This window comes from Streptomyces sp. NPDC086549 (assembly GCF_044746205.1).
Taxonomy (GTDB): domain Bacteria; phylum Actinomycetota; class Actinomycetes; order Streptomycetales; family Streptomycetaceae; genus Streptomyces.
In genome coordinates, this window is the sequence record NZ_JBIVBS010000002.1 from 382,733 (window position 1) to 402,843 (window position 20,111).

At 68.7% G+C, this 20,111-nt stretch carries 16 protein-coding genes; 7 read left to right on the forward strand and 9 right to left on the reverse strand.

The annotated features are described in order from the left end of the window. Positions 1 to 27 precede the first annotated feature (27 nt). From ACIPSA_RS08430 to ACIPSA_RS08440, 3 genes are all read left to right on the forward strand, one after another. Positions 28 to 1,065, forward strand: a complete 1,038-nt coding sequence (locus tag ACIPSA_RS08430) for an ABC transporter ATP-binding protein (protein WP_402630393.1) — start codon at positions 28 to 30, stop codon at positions 1,063 to 1,065. A gap of 26 nt (positions 1,066 to 1,091) precedes the next feature. Further along, positions 1,092 to 2,135: an ABC transporter ATP-binding protein gene (locus ACIPSA_RS08435; protein WP_402630395.1), complete on the forward strand. Its 1,044-nt coding sequence runs from the start codon at positions 1,092 to 1,094 to the stop codon at positions 2,133 to 2,135. Positions 2,136 to 2,372: 237 nt separating this feature from the next. Beyond that, positions 2,373 to 3,113, forward strand: coding sequence for a class I SAM-dependent methyltransferase (locus ACIPSA_RS08440; protein ID WP_402630398.1), 741 nt, complete (start codon positions 2,373 to 2,375; stop codon positions 3,111 to 3,113). Positions 3,114 to 3,372: 259 nt separating this feature from the next. On the opposite strand, the gene ACIPSA_RS08445 is transcribed toward ACIPSA_RS08440, so the two are convergent. The 7 genes from ACIPSA_RS08445 to ACIPSA_RS08475 all read right to left on the reverse strand — a co-directional run bounded on the left by ACIPSA_RS08445 (position 3,373) and on the right by ACIPSA_RS08475 (position 14,292). Further along, positions 3,373 to 4,491 (reverse strand): ABC transporter ATP-binding protein, encoded by a 1,119-nt coding sequence (locus tag ACIPSA_RS08445; RefSeq protein ID WP_402630401.1) that lies wholly within the window; start codon positions 4,489 to 4,491, stop codon positions 3,373 to 3,375. Between the two features lie 16 nt (positions 4,492 to 4,507). Then, positions 4,508 to 5,572 (reverse strand): ABC transporter ATP-binding protein, encoded by a 1,065-nt coding sequence (locus ACIPSA_RS08450; RefSeq protein ID WP_402630404.1) that lies wholly within the window; start codon positions 5,570 to 5,572, stop codon positions 4,508 to 4,510. Between the two features lie 29 nt (positions 5,573 to 5,601). Beyond that, a complete protein-coding gene (locus ACIPSA_RS08455; RefSeq protein WP_402630406.1) occupies positions 5,602 to 6,582 on the reverse strand; it encodes an ABC transporter permease in 981 nt (326 codons plus the stop codon). Between the two features lie 91 nt (positions 6,583 to 6,673). Beyond that, the gene (locus ACIPSA_RS08460; protein WP_402630408.1) at positions 6,674 to 8,482 is read right to left on the reverse strand and encodes an ABC transporter substrate-binding protein; all 1,809 of its coding nucleotides are present in this window, start codon (positions 8,480 to 8,482) and stop codon (positions 6,674 to 6,676) included. Positions 8,483 to 8,573: 91 nt separating this feature from the next. Further along, the gene (locus tag ACIPSA_RS08465) at positions 8,574 to 9,608 is read right to left on the reverse strand and encodes an ABC transporter permease (RefSeq protein WP_402630411.1); all 1,035 of its coding nucleotides are present in this window, start codon (positions 9,606 to 9,608) and stop codon (positions 8,574 to 8,576) included. A gap of 579 nt (positions 9,609 to 10,187) precedes the next feature. Beyond that, on the reverse strand, positions 10,188 to 12,095 hold the full coding sequence (gene typA / locus ACIPSA_RS08470) for a translational GTPase TypA (RefSeq protein WP_402630413.1): 1,908 nt from the start codon (positions 12,093 to 12,095) through the stop codon (positions 10,188 to 10,190). Between the two features lie 139 nt (positions 12,096 to 12,234). Then, positions 12,235 to 14,292: an ABC transporter family substrate-binding protein gene (locus ACIPSA_RS08475; protein WP_402630416.1), complete on the reverse strand. Its 2,058-nt coding sequence runs from the start codon at positions 14,290 to 14,292 to the stop codon at positions 12,235 to 12,237. A 322-nt stretch (positions 14,293 to 14,614) separates the two neighbouring features. On the opposite strand from ACIPSA_RS08475, the gene ACIPSA_RS08480 reads away from it, so the two are divergent. The 4 genes from ACIPSA_RS08480 (at position 14,615) to ACIPSA_RS08495 (ending at position 18,517) form a co-directional block, all read left to right on the forward strand. Beyond that, complete coding sequence (locus ACIPSA_RS08480) at positions 14,615 to 14,905, forward strand: hypothetical protein (protein WP_402630419.1); 291 nt, start codon at positions 14,615 to 14,617, stop codon at positions 14,903 to 14,905. 74 nt (positions 14,906 to 14,979) lie between these two features. Then, on the forward strand, positions 14,980 to 15,777 hold the full coding sequence (locus ACIPSA_RS08485; protein WP_402630421.1) for a hypothetical protein: 798 nt from the start codon (positions 14,980 to 14,982) through the stop codon (positions 15,775 to 15,777). Next, complete coding sequence (locus ACIPSA_RS08490; protein ID WP_402630424.1) at positions 15,777 to 17,750, forward strand: fumarate reductase/succinate dehydrogenase flavoprotein subunit; 1,974 nt, start codon at positions 15,777 to 15,779, stop codon at positions 17,748 to 17,750. Before ACIPSA_RS08485 ends, ACIPSA_RS08490 begins: the two co-directional genes overlap by 1 nt. Next, positions 17,747 to 18,517, forward strand: coding sequence for a succinate dehydrogenase/fumarate reductase iron-sulfur subunit (locus tag ACIPSA_RS08495; protein WP_402630427.1), 771 nt, complete (start codon positions 17,747 to 17,749; stop codon positions 18,515 to 18,517). Before ACIPSA_RS08490 ends, ACIPSA_RS08495 begins: the two co-directional genes overlap by 4 nt. Positions 18,518 to 18,520: 3 nt before the next feature. On the opposite strand, the gene ACIPSA_RS08500 is transcribed toward ACIPSA_RS08495, so the two are convergent. Together ACIPSA_RS08500 and ACIPSA_RS08505 are read right to left on the reverse strand one after the other, a co-directional pair. After that, the gene (locus tag ACIPSA_RS08500) at positions 18,521 to 18,817 is read right to left on the reverse strand and encodes a hypothetical protein (protein WP_402630430.1); all 297 of its coding nucleotides are present in this window, start codon (positions 18,815 to 18,817) and stop codon (positions 18,521 to 18,523) included. Positions 18,818 to 18,950: 133 nt separating this feature from the next. Further along, positions 18,951 to 20,099, reverse strand: a complete 1,149-nt coding sequence (locus tag ACIPSA_RS08505) for a hypothetical protein (protein WP_402630432.1) — start codon at positions 20,097 to 20,099, stop codon at positions 18,951 to 18,953. Positions 20,100 to 20,111 lie beyond the last annotated feature (12 nt).

The following is a 20,111-nucleotide window of genomic DNA, read 5'->3' on the forward strand; positions in this document are numbered from 1 at the left end:
CCCGCATCACCCCCCAGGAGCGTCACCGTGACGAGCACCGAACAGCAGCCGTTCCTCTCCATCAAGGACCTGAAGGTCCACTTCTCCACCGAGGACGGCATCGTCAAGGCCGTCGACGGGCTCAGCTTCGACCTCGCCAAGGGCCAGACGCTCGGCATCGTGGGCGAGTCCGGCTCGGGCAAGTCCGTCACCAACCTGACGATCCTGGGTCTGCACGACCGCGACCGGACCGCGATCGACGGCGAGATCCTGCTCGACGGCCAGGAGCTGCTCACCGCCCGGCAGTCGGAACTGGAGCGGCTGCGCGGCAACAAGATGTCCATGATCTTCCAGGACGCGCTGGCCTCGCTGTCGCCGTACCACACCATCGGCACGCAGATCGCGGAGACCTACCGCAAGCACACCGGCGCCTCCAAGAAGGAGGCCCGGGCGCGGGCCATCGAGATGCTCAGGCGGGTCGGCATCCCCCAGCCGGACGTGCGCGTCGACGACTACCCGCACCAGTTCTCCGGCGGTATGCGCCAGCGCGCGATGATCGCCATGGCGCTGGTCTGCGACCCCGAGCTGCTGATCGCCGACGAGCCGACCACGGCCCTCGACGTGACGGTCCAGGCCCAGATCATGGACCTGCTCAAGGACCTCCAGCAGGAGTTCGGCACCGCGATCATCTTCATCACCCACGACCTGGGCGTCATCGCCGACATCGCGGACGACGTGCTCGTGATGTACGGCGGCCGCTGTGTGGAACGCGGCACCAAGAAGGAGGTGCTGAGCACCCCGCAGCACCCCTACACCCTCGGTCTGCTCAACTCCATGCCGAGCCTCGACGGGCCGGTGGACGTGCCGCTGTCGCCGATTCCGGGCTCGCCGCCGTCGCTGCTCAACCCGCCGTCCGGCTGCCGCTTCCACCCGCGCTGCTCCTTCGCCGAGAAGGTTTCGGGCGGGCGGTGCTCCAGCGAGCAGCCGGTGCTCGACGTGGTGGGCGGCCGGGGCTCGGCCTGCCACCTCACGCTGGAGCAGCGCCAGGAATTCTTCGCCGACTTCGCCGCATCCCGGCACAAGTGACGGACACGAGACGGGACTTCACTACCATGAGCAACACAAACCCCCTCCTGGACGTCTCCGGGCTGACCAAGCACTTCCCGATCAAGGGCGGCTTCCCGATCCGGCGGACCGTCGGCGCGGTGCAGGCCGTGGACGGCCTCGACTTCCAGGTCGCCGAGGGTGAGAGCCTGGGCCTGGTCGGCGAGTCGGGCTGCGGCAAGTCGACCACGGGCCGGCTCATCACCCGGCTCCTGGAGCCGACGGGCGGCAAGGTCGTCTACCGCGGCCAGGACATCACGCACGCCGGCCGCAGGCAGCTCGCGCCGGTGCGGTCCGAGATCCAGATGATCTTCCAGGACCCGTACGCCTCGCTGAACCCGCGGCAGACGGTCGGCAAGATCATCTCCGGCCCGATGGAGATCAACGACATCAACCCGGCCGGCGGCCGCGAGAACCGCGTCCGTGAGCTGCTGGAGATCGTCGGTCTCAACCCCGAGCACTTCAACCGCTTCCCGCACGAGTTCTCCGGCGGCCAGCGTCAGCGCATCGGTGTCGCCCGCGCGCTCGCCCTGGAGCCGAAGCTGATCGTCGCGGACGAGCCGGTCTCGGCCTTGGACGTCTCCATCCAGGCGCAGGTGGTGAACCTGCTGCAGAAGGTCCAGCAGGAACTGGGCATCGCGTTCGTCTTCATCGCGCACGACCTGGCGATCGTCCGGCACTTCTCGCAGCGCGTCGCGGTCATGTACCTCGGTAAGATCGTCGAGATCGCCGACCGCGAGGACCTGTACGGCAACCCGCGCCACCCCTACACGCGGGCCCTGCTCTCCGCCGTGCCCGAGGCCACGGTGGACGAGGTCCCGCGCGAGCGCATCCGCCTGGCCGGCGACGTCCCGTCCCCCATCAACCCGCCCTCCGGCTGCCGCTTCCGCACCCGCTGCTGGAAGGCGACGGAGAAGTGTGCGACGGAGGCCCCGCCGCTGGTCCAGGTCGAGGGCAACAAGCCCGGTCACCTGACCGCCTGCCACTACCCGGAGACGGCGGACACCGTTCCGGCCCCCCGCCTCTCCAAGGACCCCGAGACGGCGGCCTGACACACCCCTTTCCGTCGGCCGTCGCCTGCGGAACGGACTTTCACCGGCCCATTGACCCGAGCCCATGATCGTCCGGTTCCAGGGGACGGAGGCCCGCACCTCCCCAGGTGCGGGCCTTCGCTGTGTCACCGGGTCCGCCGGGCCGACCGGACGTCGCCCGGAGTTCGGAGTTCGGAAGGCGGCAAGAAGACGGCCGATCTCGCCGTGCGGCTCATCCTCGTATGGCAAACTGCCGCGGTGGTCGATCATTCGTTCGCCGATCTTTCGCTTGCCGCCCTGTACGACAGCCTCTCCCCGTGGGGGCCGGGTGACGACTTCTATCTGGGCCTGGTGAAGTCGGCAGGGTCCGTGCTGGACGTGGGCTGCGGCACGGGGCAGCTGCTCAGGCGGGCGCACGAGAGCGGCCACCCCGGGCGGCTGACGGGCCTCGATCCGGCCGCCGCCATGCTCGTACAGGCGCGACGGAACGCCCCCGCCGTGGAGTGGGTTCTCGGGGACCTGAGAACCCGCCTGTGGGCCGGTGAGTTCGAACTGGTCGTCATGACCGGGCACGCCTTCCAAGTACTCGTGTCCGACGAGGAGTTGCGCACCTGCCTGCGCGCCGTGCGGTCGGCGCTCGCCGACGGCGGGCGGTTCGTGTTCGAGACGCGCAACCCGGCCGCCCGCGCCTGGGAGACATGGACGCCGGCCCGGGTTCGGGAGGTCCCGGCCGCCGACGGCACGACCGTACGCGTGTGGCACGAGGTCTGGGGGACGCCCGTCGGGGGCCGGGTGACGTTCACGGAGACCTACGAGGGCGACTCCTGGGACCGGCCGAGGGTCAGTACGACAACGTTGCGGTTCCTGGACACCGAGGCCCTCTCCGGCTTCCTCGCGGAGGCCGGACTGGAGGTCGTCGAGCAGTACGGCGACTGGGAGCGGGGGCCGGTGACCCCCGCCGGCCCGGAAATCATCACCGTGGCCCGGCGGTCCCGTTAGGACCTGCCCGGCGGATCATGCCGACGTCGCGGGGTCTGACACGCCGATCTGCGGCGTTGTCGTCGGTTGCCGGCTCCCCCAAGTTCTCGGCTCCGCTCGAACAGGGGGACCCCCATCACGTCGGCGCCCTCCTCCGCCTTGCAGCTCGACGCTCCCCCAAGCTCTCGACTGCGCTCGAGCAGGGGGACCCCCATGACCCCGCTCACCTGCGCCGAGAAGGTGCCGTTGCCTGGAACCGGCCTGATCCGCCGGACAGACCCTAGCCCTCGCCCTCCTCCAGCGCCGCCAGCGCCGGGTCCAGGACGATGTCCTCCTCGCGGGCCTCGATCGTCGGCTCCTCCGGGAAGTGGCACGCCGTCAGGTGGCCCGCACGGTTGCCGGAGATCCGGATCAGCGGGGGCTCCTCGGTCGCGCACTTGTCCTGGGCCTTCCAGCAGCGGGTCCGGAAGCGGCAGCCGGAGGGCGGGGAGATGGGTGACGGGACATCGCCGGCCAGGCGGATGCGCTCGCGCCCTGCCGAATCGGTGTCCGTGAGGTTCACCTCGGGCACTGCGGAGAGCAGCGCGTGGGTGTAGGGGTGGCGGGGGCGGGTGTAGATGGAGTCGCGGTCGCCCACCTCGATGATCTTGCCGAGGTACATCACCGCCACGCGATGCGAGAAGTGGCGGACCACCGCCAGGTCATGGGCGATGAAGAGGAACGCGATGCCCAGTTCCTTCTGGACCTCCTGGAGGAGATTCACCACTTGTGCCTGGATGGAGACGTCCAGGGCCGACACCGGCTCGTCCGCGACGATCAGCTTCGGCTCCAGGGCCAATGCCCGTGCCACGCCGATGCGTTGCCGCTGACCGCCGGAGAACTCGTGCGGGAAACGATTGAAGTGCTCGGGGTTCAGGCCGACGATCTCCAGCAGCTCGCGGACCCGCTTCTCCCTCCCGCCCTCCGGATCGATCCCGTTGATCTCCATCGGCCCCGAGATGATCTTGCCCACCGTCTGTCGCGGGTTCAGCGACGAATACGGGTCCTGGAAGATCATCTGGATCTCGGAGCGGATCGGCGCCAGCTGCTTGCGCGAGGCGCGGCTGATGTCCTGGCCGCGATACGCGATCTTCCCGCTCGTCGGTTCCAGGAGGCGGGTGATCAGCCGGCCGGTCGTCGACTTGCCGCAGCCCGACTCCCCCACCAGGCCGAAACTCTCCCCGACGTGCACGGTCAGGTCGATGCCGTCGACGGCCTGGACGTGACCGACCGTCCGCCGGATCGGAAAGCCGCCCTTGACCGGGAAGTGCTTGGTCAGGGCCGAGACTTCGAGCAGCGGTTCCCCGTCGACGCCGCCGGCCGACTCGCGCGGGGCGGGGAGGACCAGGTCCTCTGTCATGCGTGTCCTCCTGGCCCTAGCCCAGCCTGGGCTTGATCTCGTCGATGAAGATGGTCCGCTTCTGCTCGCCCGTGAGATGACAGGCGGAAGCCCGATCGGGGGCCAGCAGCGGGCGTTCGTTGACACAGCGTCCGGCGCCCTGGACCCGGTCCTGGAAGGGGCAGCGGGGGTGGAAGCGGCAGCCGGACGGCGGGGTGAGGAGCGAGGGCGGGGCGCCCGGGATCGGGGTGAGCGGGGCATCGAGGTCGGAGTCGAGGCGGGGCATCGAGTTCAGCAGGCCCCAGGTATACGGGTGTTGCGGCGAGCGCAGCACCTCGTCCGTCGTACCGCGCTCCACCGCACTGCCCGCGTACATGACCATGATGTCGTCGGCCATGTCGGCGATCACGCCGAGGTCGTGGGTGATGAAGATGATCCCGGAGCCGAACTCCTGCTGGAGGTCCTTCAGAAGGTCGAGGATCTGGGCCTGGACCGTCACGTCCAGGGCCGTGGTCGGCTCGTCCGCGATCAGCAGATCGGGGTCGCAGACCAGCGCCATGGCGATCATCGCGCGCTGGCGCATACCGCCCGAGAACTGGTGCGGGTAGTCCTTCGCCCGCTCCTTCGGATTGGGGATGCCCACCTTGCCGAGCATCTCCACCGCGCGCTCCCAGGCCGCCCGTTTGGATGCGCCGTTGTGCTTCATGAACGGCTCGGCGATCTGACGGCCCACGGTGTAGTAGGGGGAGAGCGCGGTCAGCGGGTCCTGGAAGATCATGGCGACCTTGTTGCCGCGCAGCCGCTCCAGCTCCGACTCCCGGGCGGTGGTCAACTCCTGCCCCTCCAGCAGGATTTCGCCCTCGACCGTGGTGAACATGGGGTTGTTCAGGCCCAGGATGGTCAGGTTCGTCACCGACTTCCCCGAGCCCGACTCCCCCACGATCCCCAGGGTCCTGCCGCGTTGCACGTCGAAGGAGAGCCCGTCCACGGCCCGTACGATGCCGTCCTCGGTCTTGAAGCTGACGTGCAGGTCCCGCACCGACAGCAGGGGACCCGCGCCGGCCGGGACGGGGGCGCCGGCCTCCTTGGTCAGAGTGGTCACGAGAGTGCTCCTAAAACGGCCGCAACGGCCTAGGCCAGCCGCACGCGCGGGTCGATGAAGGCGTAGCAGGCGTCGACGATGATGTTGAAGAGCAGGATCATGGTCGCGGAGAACAGCATCACGCCGAGCAGCAGCGGCAGGTCGCTGAAGAACACGGACAGCACCGCCAGTTGGCCGAGGCCCGGCAGGCTGAAGGTGTACTCGGTGATGATGGCGCCGCCGAGCAGGGCTCCGAGGTCGATGCCGAAGATGGTGACGATGGGGATCAGCGAGCCGCGCCAGGCGTAGCGGAAGAAGACGTACCGCCGGGACATGCCCTTGGCGCGGGCGGTGCGTACGTGTTCCTCCTGGAGCTGTTCGATCATCGATGAGCGCGCCATACGGGTGTACTGCGCGGCGAAGATCGTGGACAGGACCACCCAGGGGATGATCAGGCCCGTGAACCAGGTGACCGGGTTCGCGGTGAAGTTGTTGTAGGCGGGTTTGTCGAACCAGTGGGTCTGGTAGACGAGGATCGCCAGGGCGAGCGGACCGAGGAAGTAGATCTGCATCGAACTGAGCACCATCGCCCCGGCCGTGGCCGCCTTGTCGATGAGCGTGCCTCGCCGCCAGGCGGCGAGCAGGCCGCTGCCGAGGCCGACGAGCAGGAAGCAGAACGCGCCGCCGAGGGTGAGCGAGACGGTGGTGGGCAGCCGGTCCATCAGCGTGCTCCACACCTGTTCGTTGGTGTGGTACGAGTACCCGAAGCAGGGCGCCGGGCAGGGACCCTGGGCGAACTGGTCACTGCCCATCACGAGGTTGTGCAGGAAGATCCAGTACTGCTCCGGGATGGACTTGTCGAGGCCGAGCACATGGTGGATGTTGGCGAGGCTGTCCGGGTTGCAGGTCTTGCCGCACATCAGCAGCGCCGGGTCGCGCGGCATCCCGAAGAACAGCAGGAACGTGACGATGCTCAGCAGGAAGAGAATGACGACGGCACCGAGAAACCGGCGGACGAGGAAGCGCAGCATGACAGGGGCAGCTCTCTGACGTCGGCGGGCCGACCGGTACCCGGCGCTCCCCCCTCACTGGGGCGACGCACCGGGTACCGGGCCGGGACGGTTACTTGATGTAGAGGCGACGCGGGTCGATGCCGCCGATCACGTCGTCGTAGACCAGGCCGCCGACCTTGGAACCGGCGATCTGGGTCTGCTTGTAGTACGCCGTCGGGACGACGTTGACGACGTCCTTCACGAGGTACTGGTCGAGCTTCTCCCACTCGGCCGCGGACTTCACCGGGTCGGTGATCTGGTTGATGCGGTCGATCTCGCTGTTGACCTTGGGGTCGTTGACCTGCGAGTAGTTCTGCGCGCCGTCGGCGATCACGCGGCCGTCGTACAGCGGCGGGAGCACGGTCGAGGGGGACGGCCAGTCAGCGCCCCACGCGGTGTGGAAGATGTCGTAGTTGTTGTTCAGCTTGGAGACCTGGTCGTAGTAGGTCTCGGCCGGGATCTCCTGGCGCTGGACGTTGAAGCCGGCCTTCTTCAGGCCCGCCGCCATGGCGGTGGAGTACTGCTGGCCCTCGGGGGTGTTGATGTATCCGAAGGTCAGCTTCATGTTGAGCTTGCCGGCCTTCTTCAGCAGCTCACGGGCCTTGTCCGGGTCACCGGCGGGCTTCTTCTTCTTGCCCCACGGGTCGAAGGCCGCGTCGTAGCCGCTGACGGTCGGGGAGATCAGGCCGCCGGCGACCTCCATGGCGTCGGTGCCGCCGAAGGCGCGGACGAACGGCGTGATGGGCAGGGCGTAGGCGATGGCCTCGCGGACCGTCTTGTCCTTCAGCGCCGGGTGGCTCATGTTGATGTTCATCTGGCCCACGTACGGCTGGTAGCCGGAGACCGTGCGGGACTTGAGTTTCGGGTCCTTGAGGACGTTGGACAGGTTGCCCGCGTCCACCTGGTTGTTGAAGCTGACGCCGGTCTGGTCGGCACCGCTGTCGGCGAGCAGCGCCTTGGTGGAGGTTTCGAACTGCTGGTTGAAGGTGATGTTGAACTGGTCCACGTACTGGTGGCGGATCGGGTCCGTCTTCGGGTCCCAGTTGGTGTTCTTCACCAGCACCATCGACTTGCCGGACTTGAACGACTGGACCTTGTACGGGCCGCTGACCACCGGTGCCTTGTCGTACTTCTCCTTGGTGTCGCCCTTCTCGGAGACGACCGCGTAGCCCGCCATGGCCAGCGCGTACGGCAGGTCGGGGTGGGCGGTCTTGAAGTGGAAGACGATCGTCTTGTCGTCCGGCGTCTCCAGGATGCTGCTGGGCAGGTGCTTGCCCTTGTACGGGCCGTCCTTGAGCAGCTTGCGGTAAGCGGTGCCCGGCGAGTCGGCAAACCACTGCTGGAGGTAGGTCGGGCCCTGGTTGATGAAGGACGCGAAGAGCCGCTCGAAGGTGTGCCGGAAGTCCTTGGACGTGATCGGCGAGCCGTCCTGGAACTTGATGCCGTCCTTCAGCGTGTACTTCCAGGTCTTGCCGCCGTCCGTGGTGGTACCGGAGTCGGTGGCGAGGTCACCGACGACCTCGTGCTTCGCGCCGTCGTCGCTGGTCGCCTTGTAGCCGGTGAGGCCTCTGTGGAGCAGCGTGGCCAGGGAGCCCTCGTCGGACACATAGATCTGGGCCGGGTCGAGGTGGGCGTAGGTGTCGCGCTGCAGTACTTCCATGGTGCCGCCGGTCTTGGCGCCGGGCACGTCGGCCGCCGGTCCGGTGGAGTCCGCCGTGCTGCCGAACTTGATCGACGCCTGCTGGCGCTTGGCGTTCTGCTGATCCTTCTTGTCGTTGCCACCGCTGTCGCTGCCGCCCTTGCTGCAACCGGTGAGCACAAGAGCTCCGGCCGCGAGCACGGAGAGTGCGCCGTAGACGTGGCGTCCGCCCCTACTCATCACTCAGTTTCCCACCCATCTTGTGTGTCACCGGTGCCCCGTCTGCCACCAGTGCGGAAGAACTGCCGTGGAGGAATGTGCAAGTGCCCGGTCAGCGGGCGGTCTTGGGGTCGAAGGCGTCCCTGACCGAATCCCCGAGCAGGTTGAACGCGACGATGAAGATGATCATCGAGATGCCCGGGAAGAACATGTAGGTGATGTCGTTCTGCATCACCAGTTCGGTCGACGCCTTGGAGAACATCTGCCCCCAGTCCGGCGTCGGTTCGACGATGCCCACGCCCAGGAAGGACAGACCGGCCTCGGCGGTCACGAAGCTGGGCAGCAGATACGTCGACTGCACCAGGAGCGGTGTGACGACGTTCGGCAGGATCTCCTTGCGGATGATCCGCCAGGGCGAGGCGCCGCTCACCTTGGCCGCCTCGATGAACTCCCGTTCACGCAGGGCGAGTGAGGTGCCGCGCAGGATGCGGGCCAGGCTCATCCAGCCGAGGAACCACTGGACGAGGATGAGCGCGACCACGCGCACATAAGTCGGCGTCTCGTCGCGCGGGCTGACGAACAGTGAGACCACGACGGGCATGCTGGCGATGAAGAACAGCTGCGCCGGGAAGGCGAGCAGGAAGTCGATGACCCGGCCGATGAAGAAGTCGGTCCTGCCGCCGAGATAGCCGGCCGCGACGCCGAGCAGGATGCCGGTCACGACGACCGCGATCGTGACGGCGACCGAGATCATCAGCGAGGTGCGGATGCCGTAGATGAGCTTGGTGAAGACGTCGTAGCCGTTGCCGGGTTCGAGGCCGAACCAGAACTCGCCGCTGATGCCGCCGTTGGGCTGGACCGGCACGCCGGCGCTGTCGAAGAGTTCGGGGCGTTCGTCCGCGTACACCGTGTACGGGTCCTTGCCGTACAGCTTGGAGATCAGCGGCGCGAGCAGCCCGACCAGGAAGAAGAAACCCACGACGTAGGCCGAGATCACGCCCGTACGGTCGCGCTTGAAGCGGATCCACATCAGCTGGCCGGGGGACCGGCCTTCGAGTTTGACGGCCTCGGGCTGCGGCTGCGGCCCTGAGTCGCCACCGACGGCCACCGCTGTCCCGCCGCCCTCAATGTCGATAGGACTTGTCACTGTTCGTCCGTTTCACAGGTATGGGTGTGAGAGGCGTCCAGGTACTCCGAGACACGCGAATCCGCAGTGGGACGCGCGTAGTCGAGCGGCCGCACTGAGCGGTCGCGGGATTCTCAGATCTGGTCGCCGGACGAACGGCTGGAATAACCGCGCATGGGGGTTCCTCCTCATGACGTCACGTGTTCACCATCGGGAGGGGGTTACCGTCCGCATCCTCCGACACCCCTGACGGAGGGTCAGACACCCCCTGGTGCTCGTGAGTCGGCGCTGTCCCCACAGCGCGTGACCCATTGACCCGAGCGCTACGCGGCTAACTATCTGCCATGGGCCGACTACCGACCACCGTTCTTAAATCTCAATTCAGTCACAGCTCACGCGTAGAACTTCCAAAATCTGGACAAACGGTTCGACCGAAGAAGGCCGCGAAACGGACGTGTTACATGGCTATCGGGCAGGGATCTCCGCATTACGGACATCCGCCGCCTGAAAAATGGCTTGCAAAAAGCCCGGGTGCCCCCACCATGGGGACACCCGGGCTCATGCCGTGAGTTGCGCGGTGTGACTGCCGCGCCGGGCGGGTCAGCCGTGCTTGGCGCGGCTCGCGGTGCGGGCGCGGTCCCGCTGGTCGAGCACGACCTTGCGGATGCGGACCGCCTCCGGGGTCACCTCGACGCACTCGTCGTCGCGGCAGAACTCCAGCGACTGCTCCAGGGAGAGCTTGCGCGGCGGGACGATCGCCTCGAACGAGTCGGCCGAGGACGACCGCATGTTCGTGAGCTTCTTCTCCTTGGTGATGTTGACGTCCATGTCGTCGGAGCGGGAGTTCTCGCCGACGATCATGCCCTCGTACACCTCGGTGCCCGGATCCGTGAACAGCACGCCGCGCTCCTGGAGGTTCGTCATCGCGAAGGCGGTGACGGCACCGGCGCGGTCGGCGACCAGGGAGCCGTTGTTGCGGGTCTGGAGCGTGCCGAACCAGGGCTCGAAGCCCTCGTGGATGGAGTGGCCGATGCCGGTGCCGCGGGTCTGGGTGAGGAACTCGGTACGGAAACCGATCAGACCGCGGGACGGCACGACGAACTCCATGCGGACCCAGCCGGAGCCGTGGTTGGACATGTTGTCCATCCGGCCCTTGCGGACACCCATGAGCTGCGTGACCGCGCCCATGTGCTCCTCGGGCACGTCGATCGTCATGCGCTCGACCGGCTCGTACGTCTTGCCGTCGACGTCCTTCGTGACGACCTGCGGCTTGCCGATGGTCAGCTCGAAGCCCTCGCGGCGCATCTGCTCGACCAGGATGGCGAGCGCCAGCTCACCACGGCCCTGGACCTCCCAGGCGTCCGGACGCTCGGTGTCGAGCACGCGGAGGGAGACGTTACCGACCAGCTCGCGGTCGAGGCGGTCCTTGACCTGGCGGGCGGTGACCTTGCGGTCCTTGACCACCGCCTTCGCGTCGGCGCCCTTGCCGGTGCCACCGCGGCCGACCAGGGGAGAGGTGTTCGTACCGATGACCATCGAGATCGCCGGCTCGTCGACCGTGATCAGCGGGAGCGGAATCGGGTTCTCGGTGTCGGCGAGGGTCTCACCGATCATGATGTCGGCGATACCGGCGACGGCGCAGATGTCACCCGGGCCGGCCTTCTCGGCGGGCTTGCGGGTGAGGGCCTCGGTCATCATCAGCTCGCTGATGCGCACGTTGCTGACCGAGCCGTCGCGCTTGATCCAGGCCACGGTCTGGCCCTTGCGCAGCTCGCCCTGCTCGACGCGGAGCAGCGCGATACGGCCGAGGAAGTTGTCGGCGTCCAGGTTGGTGACGTGGGCCTGGAGCGGGGCGGCCTCGTCGTAGTTCGGGGCCGGGATGTGCTCCAGGATCGTGGAGAAGAACGGCTCCAGGCTGGTGGAGTCGGCCGGGACCGTGCCGTTCTCCGGCTTGGTCAGCGAGGCGATGCCGTCACGGCCACAGGCGTAGACGATCGGGAACTCGATCTGCTCCTCGTCCGCGTCCAGGTCGAGGAAGAGGTCATAGGTCTCGTTGACGACCTCGTCGATACGGGAGTCCGGGCGGTCCGTCTTGTTGATGCACAGGATGACGGGCAGGCGCTGCTGGAGCGCCTTGCGCAGCACGAACCGGGTCTGCGGCAGCGGGCCCTCGGATGCGTCGACGAGCAGGACGACGCCGTCGACCATCGACAGACCGCGCTCGACCTCGCCGCCGAAGTCGGCGTGGCCGGGGGTGTCGATGATGTTGATGGTGATCGGCTCGCCGCCGTCCTTGGGGTGGTACTTCACCGCCGTGTTCTTGGCGAGGATCGTGATGCCCTTCTCACGCTCCAGGTCGTTCGAGTCCATGACCCGGTCGTCGACCTGCTCGAGCTGGTGGGCGGCGAAGGCACCGGCCTGCTTCAGCATGCCGTCGACGATGGTCGTCTTGCCGTGGTCGACGTGGGCGACGATGGCGACGTTGCGGATGTCGTGGCGCGTGGCCATGGTGTGGCGTTCTCCCGGGGTGTGAGGAAGGCCTGTGCGTACGTCCGTGTGACGCGGGCCCTGCCGGGCTTGACACGCCACGGCCTCACCCCATGTTACGTGGCCCGGCGGGAAGCAGCCTCCGCAGGGCCACTGGAGATCACTTCGCCGAGGGGCTCGGGGAGATTTTCACACCCTTCTTCAGGAAGCCCATGTCCTCGTAGACGGGGGTCTGGAAACCGAAGGCACCCGCGTTGACCAGGTCTTTCCTCACTCCGATGAGCTGGGGGCGCTGATAGAGCGGGAGGGAGCCGGCTGCCGCCCAGATGCGGGAGTCGGCCTTGCGGAGCAGGTCGTCGGACTCGCCTTCGTCCAGCGTGGCCACGGCCTGGTCGAAGAGCTGGTCGACCTGGTCGGTGCCGACGCGGGTGTAGTTCTGCTCGACGCTCACGGAGCCGTCCGCGGCCGGGACCGGCTTGGCGTAGATGGGCCGGGCGTCGGTGGCGGGGAAGGCGGAGGACGGCCAGGAGTAGAGCGCGAGGTCGTACTGGCCGGCGGCGATGTGATCCTTGAAATAGCTCTCGTCCGGGACCGCGGTGATCTCGGTGCGGATCCCGACCTTGTCCAGCATCACCGAGATCCGGTCGGCGACGGTTCGGAGGCTGTCCGAGCCGGGACCCGTGGGGAGCACGAAGCGGAGCGTGAGCGCCTTGCCGTCCTTGGCGAGCGGTCCGGCCGCGGCGCCCGCCGGGGCGGCGGTGCCCTTGGGCGCGTACGCGCCGGGCGCGCCGCCCTGCTGCAGGTGGTTGCCCGTGTACTGCCGGCCGTCCTGCGCGAGGTGCCTGCCGCCGTCGTCACCGGTCGACTCGCGGTGCTTGTTCTTGCGGTCCTTGGGATTGTCCTTGTCGTCCTCGCCGACGATGAAGGTGCCGTCGTCGCCGCCGTCGGACTCGTCGGCCTTGGTGGCCTGCGGCCCGGCCGCCTTCTCGGGCTTCGTCTGCTCCTTGACCGGCCCGCCCGGCACCCAGCCGGCGTCCGCGAGCAGTGCCTGCGCCGCCGCCGTGTCCTGACCGCCCAGGGCGCCGCTGTTGTCGGCGTAGGCGGCCTGGCCGGAGAGGGCGAGGTGGCTGCCGACGGGGACCGCGGGCAGGCCGAGCGGGGTCAGGACGAGCTTGGCGAGCTCCGTACGGTCGAGGGCACGGGCGACGGCGCGGCGCACCCGCTCGTCGGCGAGCGGTCCGCCGGAGCCGTTGAGGGCGAGCTGGGTGTAGGCGGGTTCCAGGGACGTGCGGACCTCGACGGCCTGCAGCTCGTCCTGCTGGGCGGGCACCTTGTCCCGGCCGGCCGGGGTGATGCGCTCGGCCTCGGAGGTGTCGAGGTCGGCGAGGTCCACCGTGCCGTCGGCCAGCGCGGCGACCCGCTGGTCCTGGGGCACGGCGTGCAGCACGATCCCGGACAGTTTCGTGGGGTGGCCCCACCACCGCGGGTTGCGGGCGAGGACGATGTCCTTCTTGGCGGTGTCGACCTTCTCGACCCTGAAGGGACCGGCGGTGACCTTGAGCTGGCGGCGCGCCCCATCGTTGAAGGCGTCCGGGGTGCCCATGACGTCCTTGGGGTACAGCGGGGAGAACAGCGACTTCCAGTCGGCGTAGGGGCGGCTGAAGGTGACCCGGACCTCCAGGTCGTTGGCGCCGCGTTCGATCTTTTCGATGCGGTCGTAGCCGGCGTTCCTGGCGGTCCAGTAGCCGGAGTCCGTGCCGGACAGGGCGCGCCACTGGGCGGCGAAGTCGGCGGCGCCGATCTCCCGGCCGTCGCTCCAGACGGCCTGCTGGTTGAGCTTGTACAGGACGACCTGGCGTGGCTCGGTCTCGATGACCTTGGCGGACTCCAGGTAGTCGGGGTTACGGACCGGGCGTCCGTTCTGGTCGAGGCGGAACATCGAGGGCAGGACGGCCTGGGCCACCCGCGTGGTGCCCGCGTCGGCGTCGGCCTGGAAGGTGTTGAGGGTCTGCGGCACGGTGTCCACGGCCCAGCGCAGGGTGCCGCCGTCGGCGACCAGGTTCCGGGCGGCGGGGGCGATGTCCTGTCCGGCCAGCGGACGGCTCACCTGGTCGTCGTCGGAGCCGCAGCCGGCGAGGAGGGGCACCGCGAGCGCGCCGGCGGTGAGGAAGGCGACCGAGCGCATGACCGCGCGCAGTCCGACGCCGTCGTGGGACATCTGCTACCTCCGGGGAGCCCCGTGACACAGGTGTGGTCTGTTCACATTGGGCGTATTTTGGTGCTGATCAGATGTACGGACCCACTGAAGAGGAAAGGGTTCGCCTGCCGGGGGCGACACGGCGGCGGGGGCGCCCAAGCCCACCCGTGCGGCGCAACACGCGCCCCCGGCGCACACAGAGCGCGTGCGGGCGTGCGGCGGAGGCATGCAATCCGCCAATCGCTGCACATGGCTTCACATCAGCAGGTGTGACGCGCAACACTCGCAGGCGCATGAACGTTGCCGCCTTGGACCACGAGGTCCGCGGAAGTGAGGTCACGTCATGTCCGTGCACGACGACCTGACGTCAGTCCAGCGTTGCCTAGAGGACCTGTCCCGGTCCGTCGCGCGCCTGGAGCAGCAGCTCGGGAGCGGCGGTCTGGAGATGCGCCGCGTCCGCACCGACGCCGATCACCTGCGCGAGAGCGTGGCACTGCTGCGCGAGGCCGCACCCGGCCTCGGCCAGCCGCGGCGTCCCGATCTCGTGACCATCTCCGACACCCCGTACGACATCAGCCTGTGGACGGACTCGGACGACGAGGGTCTCGGCGCCCGCGACCGGCACGCCCCCTAGGAGCGCGGCCCGCAGGCCCCCCGTAACCCGAACCCGACCGGAGTCAAGAGTTGGCCACTGGTACGGAACCCAATATGAACAGCGGCGGCGTACGCACCGGTACGCGCGCCGCGATCGCCGCCCCGCATCTGCGGACCGACCGCTGGTGGCTGGCCCCGGCCGTCACCGCGGCCGGTCTGTTCGCCTTCGTCGTCTACTCGACCTGGCGGGCCTTCGCCAATGCGCACTACTACGCGGCGCCGTACGTCTCACCCTTCTACTCGCCGTGCCTGGCGGAGAACTGCCGGACCATGCGCGCGGGCCCGAACGCCGACCTGTTCGGCAGCTGGTGGGCGATCTCCCCGGCGATCATCATCCTGATCTTCCCGCTGGGCTTCCGCCTGACCTGCTACTACTACCGCAAGGCCTACTACCGCAGCTTCTGGGCGTCCCCGCCCGCCTGCGCGGTGGCCGAGCCGCACAAGAAGTACACCGGTGAGACCCGCTTCCCGCTGATCCTGCAGAACGTCCACCGGTACTTCTTCTACGCCGCGCTCCTGGTCGCCGGCGTGCTCACCTACGACACGGTGCTGGCCTTCCGCGACGAGCACTACCGCTGGGGCCACATGGGCCTGGGCACCCTCGTATTCCTGCTCAACATCGTGCTGATCTGGGCGTACACGATCTCCTGCCACTCCTGCCGGCACATCGTCGGCGGGAAGCTCAAGCACTTCTCGAAGCATCCCGTGCGCTACAAGGCGTGGCAGTTCGTCGGGAGGCTCAACGCCCGCCACATGCAGCTGGCCTGGGCGTCGCTGGTGAGCGTGGCGCTCGCCGACTTCTACGTCTATCTGGTCGCGTCCGGTGTCTTCGACGATCCGAGGTTCTTTTGATGTCCGTGGTGGACCGGCAGGAGTGGGACGTCGTCGTGGTCGGTGCCGGTGGCGCCGGGCTGCGTGCCGCGATCGAGGCGCGGGAGCGGGGCGCCCGTACGGCGGTGATCTGCAAGTCGCTGTTCGGCAAGGCGCACACGGTGATGGCCGAGGGCGGCATCGCGGCGGCGATGGCCAACGTCAACGAGCACGACAACTGGCAGGTCCACTTCCGCGACACCATGCGCGGCGGCAAGTTCCTCAACCAGTGGCGGATGGCCGAGCTGCACGCCAGGGAGGCGCCGGACCGGGTGTGGGAGCTGGAGACCTGGGGCGCCCTGTTCGACCGTACGAAGGACGGGAAGATCTCCCAGCGCAACTTCGGCGGCCACGAGTACCCGCGCCTCGCCCACGTCGGCGACCGGACGGGCCTTGAGCTGATCCGCACCCTCCAGCAGAAGATCGTCTCCCTCCAGCAGGAGGACCACCGCGAGACGGGTGACTACGAGTCCCGGCTCAAGGTCTTCCAGGAGTGCACGGTCACCCGGATCCTCAAAGACGACGCGTCCATCAGCGGCTCCGCCGCCGGGCGCGTCTCGGGGGTCTTCGCCTACGAGCGGGAATCCGGCCGGTTCTTCGTCCTCGAAGCACCCGCCGTGGTGATCGCGACCGGCGGCATCGGCAAGTCCTTCAAGGTCACGTCGAACTCGTGGGAGTACACGGGCGACGGACACGCCCTCGCCCTGCTCGCCGGGGCGCCGCTGCTGAACATGGAGTTCGTCCAGTTCCACCCGACGGGCATGGTCTGGCCCCCGTCGGTGAAGGGCATCCTGGTCACCGAGTCCGTGCGCGGCGACGGCGGGGTGCTCAGGAACTCCGAGGGCAAGCGGTTCATGTTCGACTACGTCCCGGACGTCTTCAAGGAGAAGTACGCCGAGTCCGAGGCGGAGGGCGACCGCTGGTACGACGACCCGGACAACAACCGGCGTCCCCCTGAACTGCTCCCCCGCGACGAGGTGGCCCGTGCCATCAACTCCGAGGTGAAGGAGGGCCGCGGCTCCCCGCACGGCGGGGTCTTCCTCGACGTGTCGACGCGCATGCCCGCCGAGGTCGTCCGGCGCCGGCTGCCGTCGATGTACCACCAGTTCAAGGAGCTGGCGGACGTCGACATCACGGCGGAGGCCATGGAGGTCGGACCGACCTGCCACTACGTGATGGGCGGCATCGCGGTCGACTCCGACACCGCGGCGGCCCGGGGGGTGCCCGGACTGTACGCGGCCGGGGAGGTCGCGGGCGGTATGCACGGCTCGAACCGGCTCGGCGGCAACTCGCTCTCCGACCTGTTGGTGTTCGGGCGCCGGGCGGGCCGGCACGCGGCCGAGTACGCGGCGGGGCTCGGTGACGGACGGCCGCCGGTGGACGAGGTCCAGGTCGACGCGGCGGCCGCGGAGGCGCTGCGCCCGTTCTCGGCGGAGGGCCCGGCACCGGGCGAGGAGGCCGAGGAGGGCCGCCCGCCGGAGAACCCGTACACCCTCCACCAGGAACTCCAGCAGACCATGAACGACCTGGTCGGCATCATCCGCCGCGAGGCCGAGATGGCGCACGCCCTGGAGAAGCTGGGCGAGCTGCGCGTACGGGCGCGGCGGGCCGGGGTCGAGGGCCACCGCCAGTTCAACCCGGGCTGGCACCTCGCCCTCGACCTGCGGAACATGCTGCTGGTCAGCGAGTGCGTGGCGCGGGCGGCCCTGGAGCGCACGGAGTCGCGCGGCGGGCACACCCGCGAGGACCATCCGACGATGGAACGCGAGTGGCGCCGAGTCAATCTGCTGTGCCGGCTCGCCGACCCCACGGGCGGGCTGGCGGCGACCGACCCGGTCCGGGGCCAGATCCGCCTCACCCGCGAGACCACCGAACCCATCCGCCCGGACCTGCTCGCCCTCTTCGAGAAGGAGGAGCTGGTCAAGTACCTCGCCGAAGAGGAGCTCTACGAGTGAGCAGCTACGAGGCCCGCTTCAAGGTGTGGCGGGGTGACGTCGGGGGCGGCGGCCTGGAGGACTTCGAGGTCGAGGTCAACGACGGCGAGGTGGTACTCGACATCATCCACCGCCTCCAGGCCACCCAGGCGCCCGATCTCGCCGTGCGCTGGAACTGCAAGGCGGGCAAGTGCGGTTCGTGCTCGGCGGAGATCAACGGACGGCCGCGCCTGATGTGCATGACCCGCATGTCGGTCTTCACCCGCGACGAGACGATCACGGTCACGCCCCTGCGCACCTTCCCGGTGGTCCGCGACCTGGTGACGGACGTCGGCTTCAACTACCAGAAGGCCAGGGAGGTTCCGTCGTTCGTGCCGCCCGCCGGTCTCGGCCCCGGCGAGTACCGGATGATGCAGGAGGACGTGGACCGGTCGCAGGAGTTCCGCAAGTGCATCGAGTGCTTCCTGTGCCAGGACACCTGCCATGTGGTCCGTGACCACGAGGAGAACAAGAAGGCGTTCGCCGGGCCGCGCTTCCTGATGCGGGTGGCGGAGTTGGACATGCACCCGCTGGACTCGGCGGAGGAGACCGGCCTGGACCGCAAGAGCACGGCCCAGGACGAGCACGGCCTCGGCTACTGCAACATCACCAAGTGCTGCACGGAGGTGTGCCCCGAGGGGATCAAGATCACCGACAATGCGCTGATCCCCTTGAAGGAACGGGCCGTCGACCGCAAGTACGACCCGCTGGTGTGGCTGGGGTCGAAGATCAGGAGGCGGACTTCGTAGAGGTCAGCCCGGGGGTACGGCCGGGCCGGGACGCTGGGCCAGCATCTGAATGCCCAGGCTCCCCATGAACAGGAACCAGCCGACGAGCGGGACCACATCGAATTTCCCGGGGAACACGCCGAGGAACATCCACAGGGACATCCCGACCGCTCCGAGCAGTTGGCCGTACCCCCACAGCTTCGGCCGCAGGACGCGGCGCCGGCCGAACGGCGCCACCCAGCCGGTCGTGATGCCGGCGATGCCGAACACCGCCATCAGCGTCACGACCAGCACGGCCGCGACGACCAAGTACATGTGCATGACGGTCATCGTCCCACCGGGGTCGACGCCCGCGCCAGGTCGTACTCCGCGGTCCCGCGTATGGATTCCGTGTGGGAAAAGTCCCCGTCGAGCGGACGCGGCGGCCGCTGTCGTGTGCGGGGTCGTGTGCGGGTCACCGCACCCAGTCCTCCCTGTACGCCGTCCAGTCCGCCTCCGTGGCCGCGAAGTCCACGTACAGCGCCACGCCGAAGCGGGCGCGGTCCGCGTCCGTGCGGGACAGGCCCAGGCGCACGCCCCGTACGGCGGCCGTGACGGTCTCGGCGTGCGCCCAGTGGCCGAAGCGGTTCTCGTGGTAGAAGGGCAGGCCCATGAGGAGGTCGGTGGAGTCCGGGGTGACCTCCAGGGCGAGGCTGGTCTGCTGGGCGACATAGCCGCCGTACAGGCTGTCCAGCGGCTGCATGGTGTCGTACGACATGACGGCGATCTGGTCGACGCGGCGGGCGACCTGCCCGAAGTACGCCTGCGACCACCACTTGGGGTGGCCGGTGGTCGTGCCCCAGAAGGAGTGGAACGCGGGCAGCGGGTCGATCTGGTGAGCGGCGACCGAGAGCAGGGCGTCGCTCTCGCGGGTGACGCGGTGCAGGTCGTCGAGGAGGGAGAGGTAGTCCTGGTCGCCGGAGTGGAGGGGCTCCAGGTCGAAGTGGGCGCCCTCGAAGCCGGTGGCGAGGATCTGCCGGGTGGAGCGGACGACGGCGGCGCGGGTGGCGGCGCGTTCGAGCCGCAGGCCGTCCGGGGACTCGCTGGCCAGCTTGTCGCCCAGCCAGGCCTGGACGCGGATGCCGGGCAGCTCCCGGTGCACGGCCGCGATCAGCCAACGGGCCTTCGGGTAGTCCGACTCGGGGAGCGTGCCGTCGTGCTCCAGGGGGCCCGAGTGGACGTACAGGTCCCGGATGCCGGTGCCTCGCAGACGGCGGGCGAGGGCCTCGACGTCGGCGTCGTGCTTGCGGCCGTCGACCCAGGCGTGGCCCAGCCAGATCGCGTCCTTGTTCCTGGTGTACGTGCCGTCCGCCGGGTCGCCGGTGTAGTTCACGCGCAGGGCGGTCTCGGCGGCGAGGAGGGGCAGGAGGACGGCGAGGACCAGACCGAGGACCGTGCGCCTGGCCCACTTGAGCCGGGTGCGGCGCCGGCTCCGGGGGTCGGCGGGCGGCACGGCGTCCCGCGCTTCTTCCTCGGACACCTCTGCGGCCCGCGTTTCTTCCTCGGGCACTTCCGCGGCCCGCGCGGCTTCCTCCCCGGCGGCCTGTATCGGTCCCGTGTCCATTCCGTCCCCCCT

Excerpts from the sequence above, each read along its gene's own strand:
- ACIPSA_RS08505 (WP_402630432.1), bottom strand. The coding sequence starts at position 20,099 with ATGGACACGGGACCGATACAGGCCGCCGGGGAGGAAGCCGCGCGGGCC.
- ACIPSA_RS08460 (WP_402630408.1), bottom strand. The coding sequence starts at position 8,482 with ATGAGTAGGGGCGGACGCCACGTCTACGGCGCACTCTCCGTGCTCGCG.
- typA (WP_402630413.1), bottom strand. The coding sequence starts at position 12,095 with ATGGCCACGCGCCACGACATCCGCAACGTCGCCATCGTCGCCCACGTC.
- ACIPSA_RS08480 (WP_402630419.1), top strand. The coding sequence starts at position 14,615 with ATGTCCGTGCACGACGACCTGACGTCAGTCCAGCGTTGCCTAGAGGAC.
- ACIPSA_RS08500 (WP_402630430.1), bottom strand. The coding sequence starts at position 18,817 with ATGCACATGTACTTGGTCGTCGCGGCCGTGCTGGTCGTGACGCTGATG.
- ACIPSA_RS08435 (WP_402630395.1), top strand. The coding sequence starts at position 1,092 with ATGAGCAACACAAACCCCCTCCTGGACGTCTCCGGGCTGACCAAGCAC.
- ACIPSA_RS08445 (WP_402630401.1), bottom strand. The coding sequence starts at position 4,491 with ATGACAGAGGACCTGGTCCTCCCCGCCCCGCGCGAGTCGGCCGGCGGC.
- ACIPSA_RS08475 (WP_402630416.1), bottom strand. The coding sequence starts at position 14,292 with ATGTCCCACGACGGCGTCGGACTGCGCGCGGTCATGCGCTCGGTCGCC.
- ACIPSA_RS08455 (WP_402630406.1), bottom strand. The coding sequence starts at position 6,582 with ATGCTGCGCTTCCTCGTCCGCCGGTTTCTCGGTGCCGTCGTCATTCTC.
- ACIPSA_RS08485 (WP_402630421.1), top strand. The coding sequence starts at position 14,980 with ATGAACAGCGGCGGCGTACGCACCGGTACGCGCGCCGCGATCGCCGCC.
- ACIPSA_RS08490 (WP_402630424.1), top strand. The coding sequence starts at position 15,777 with ATGTCCGTGGTGGACCGGCAGGAGTGGGACGTCGTCGTGGTCGGTGCC.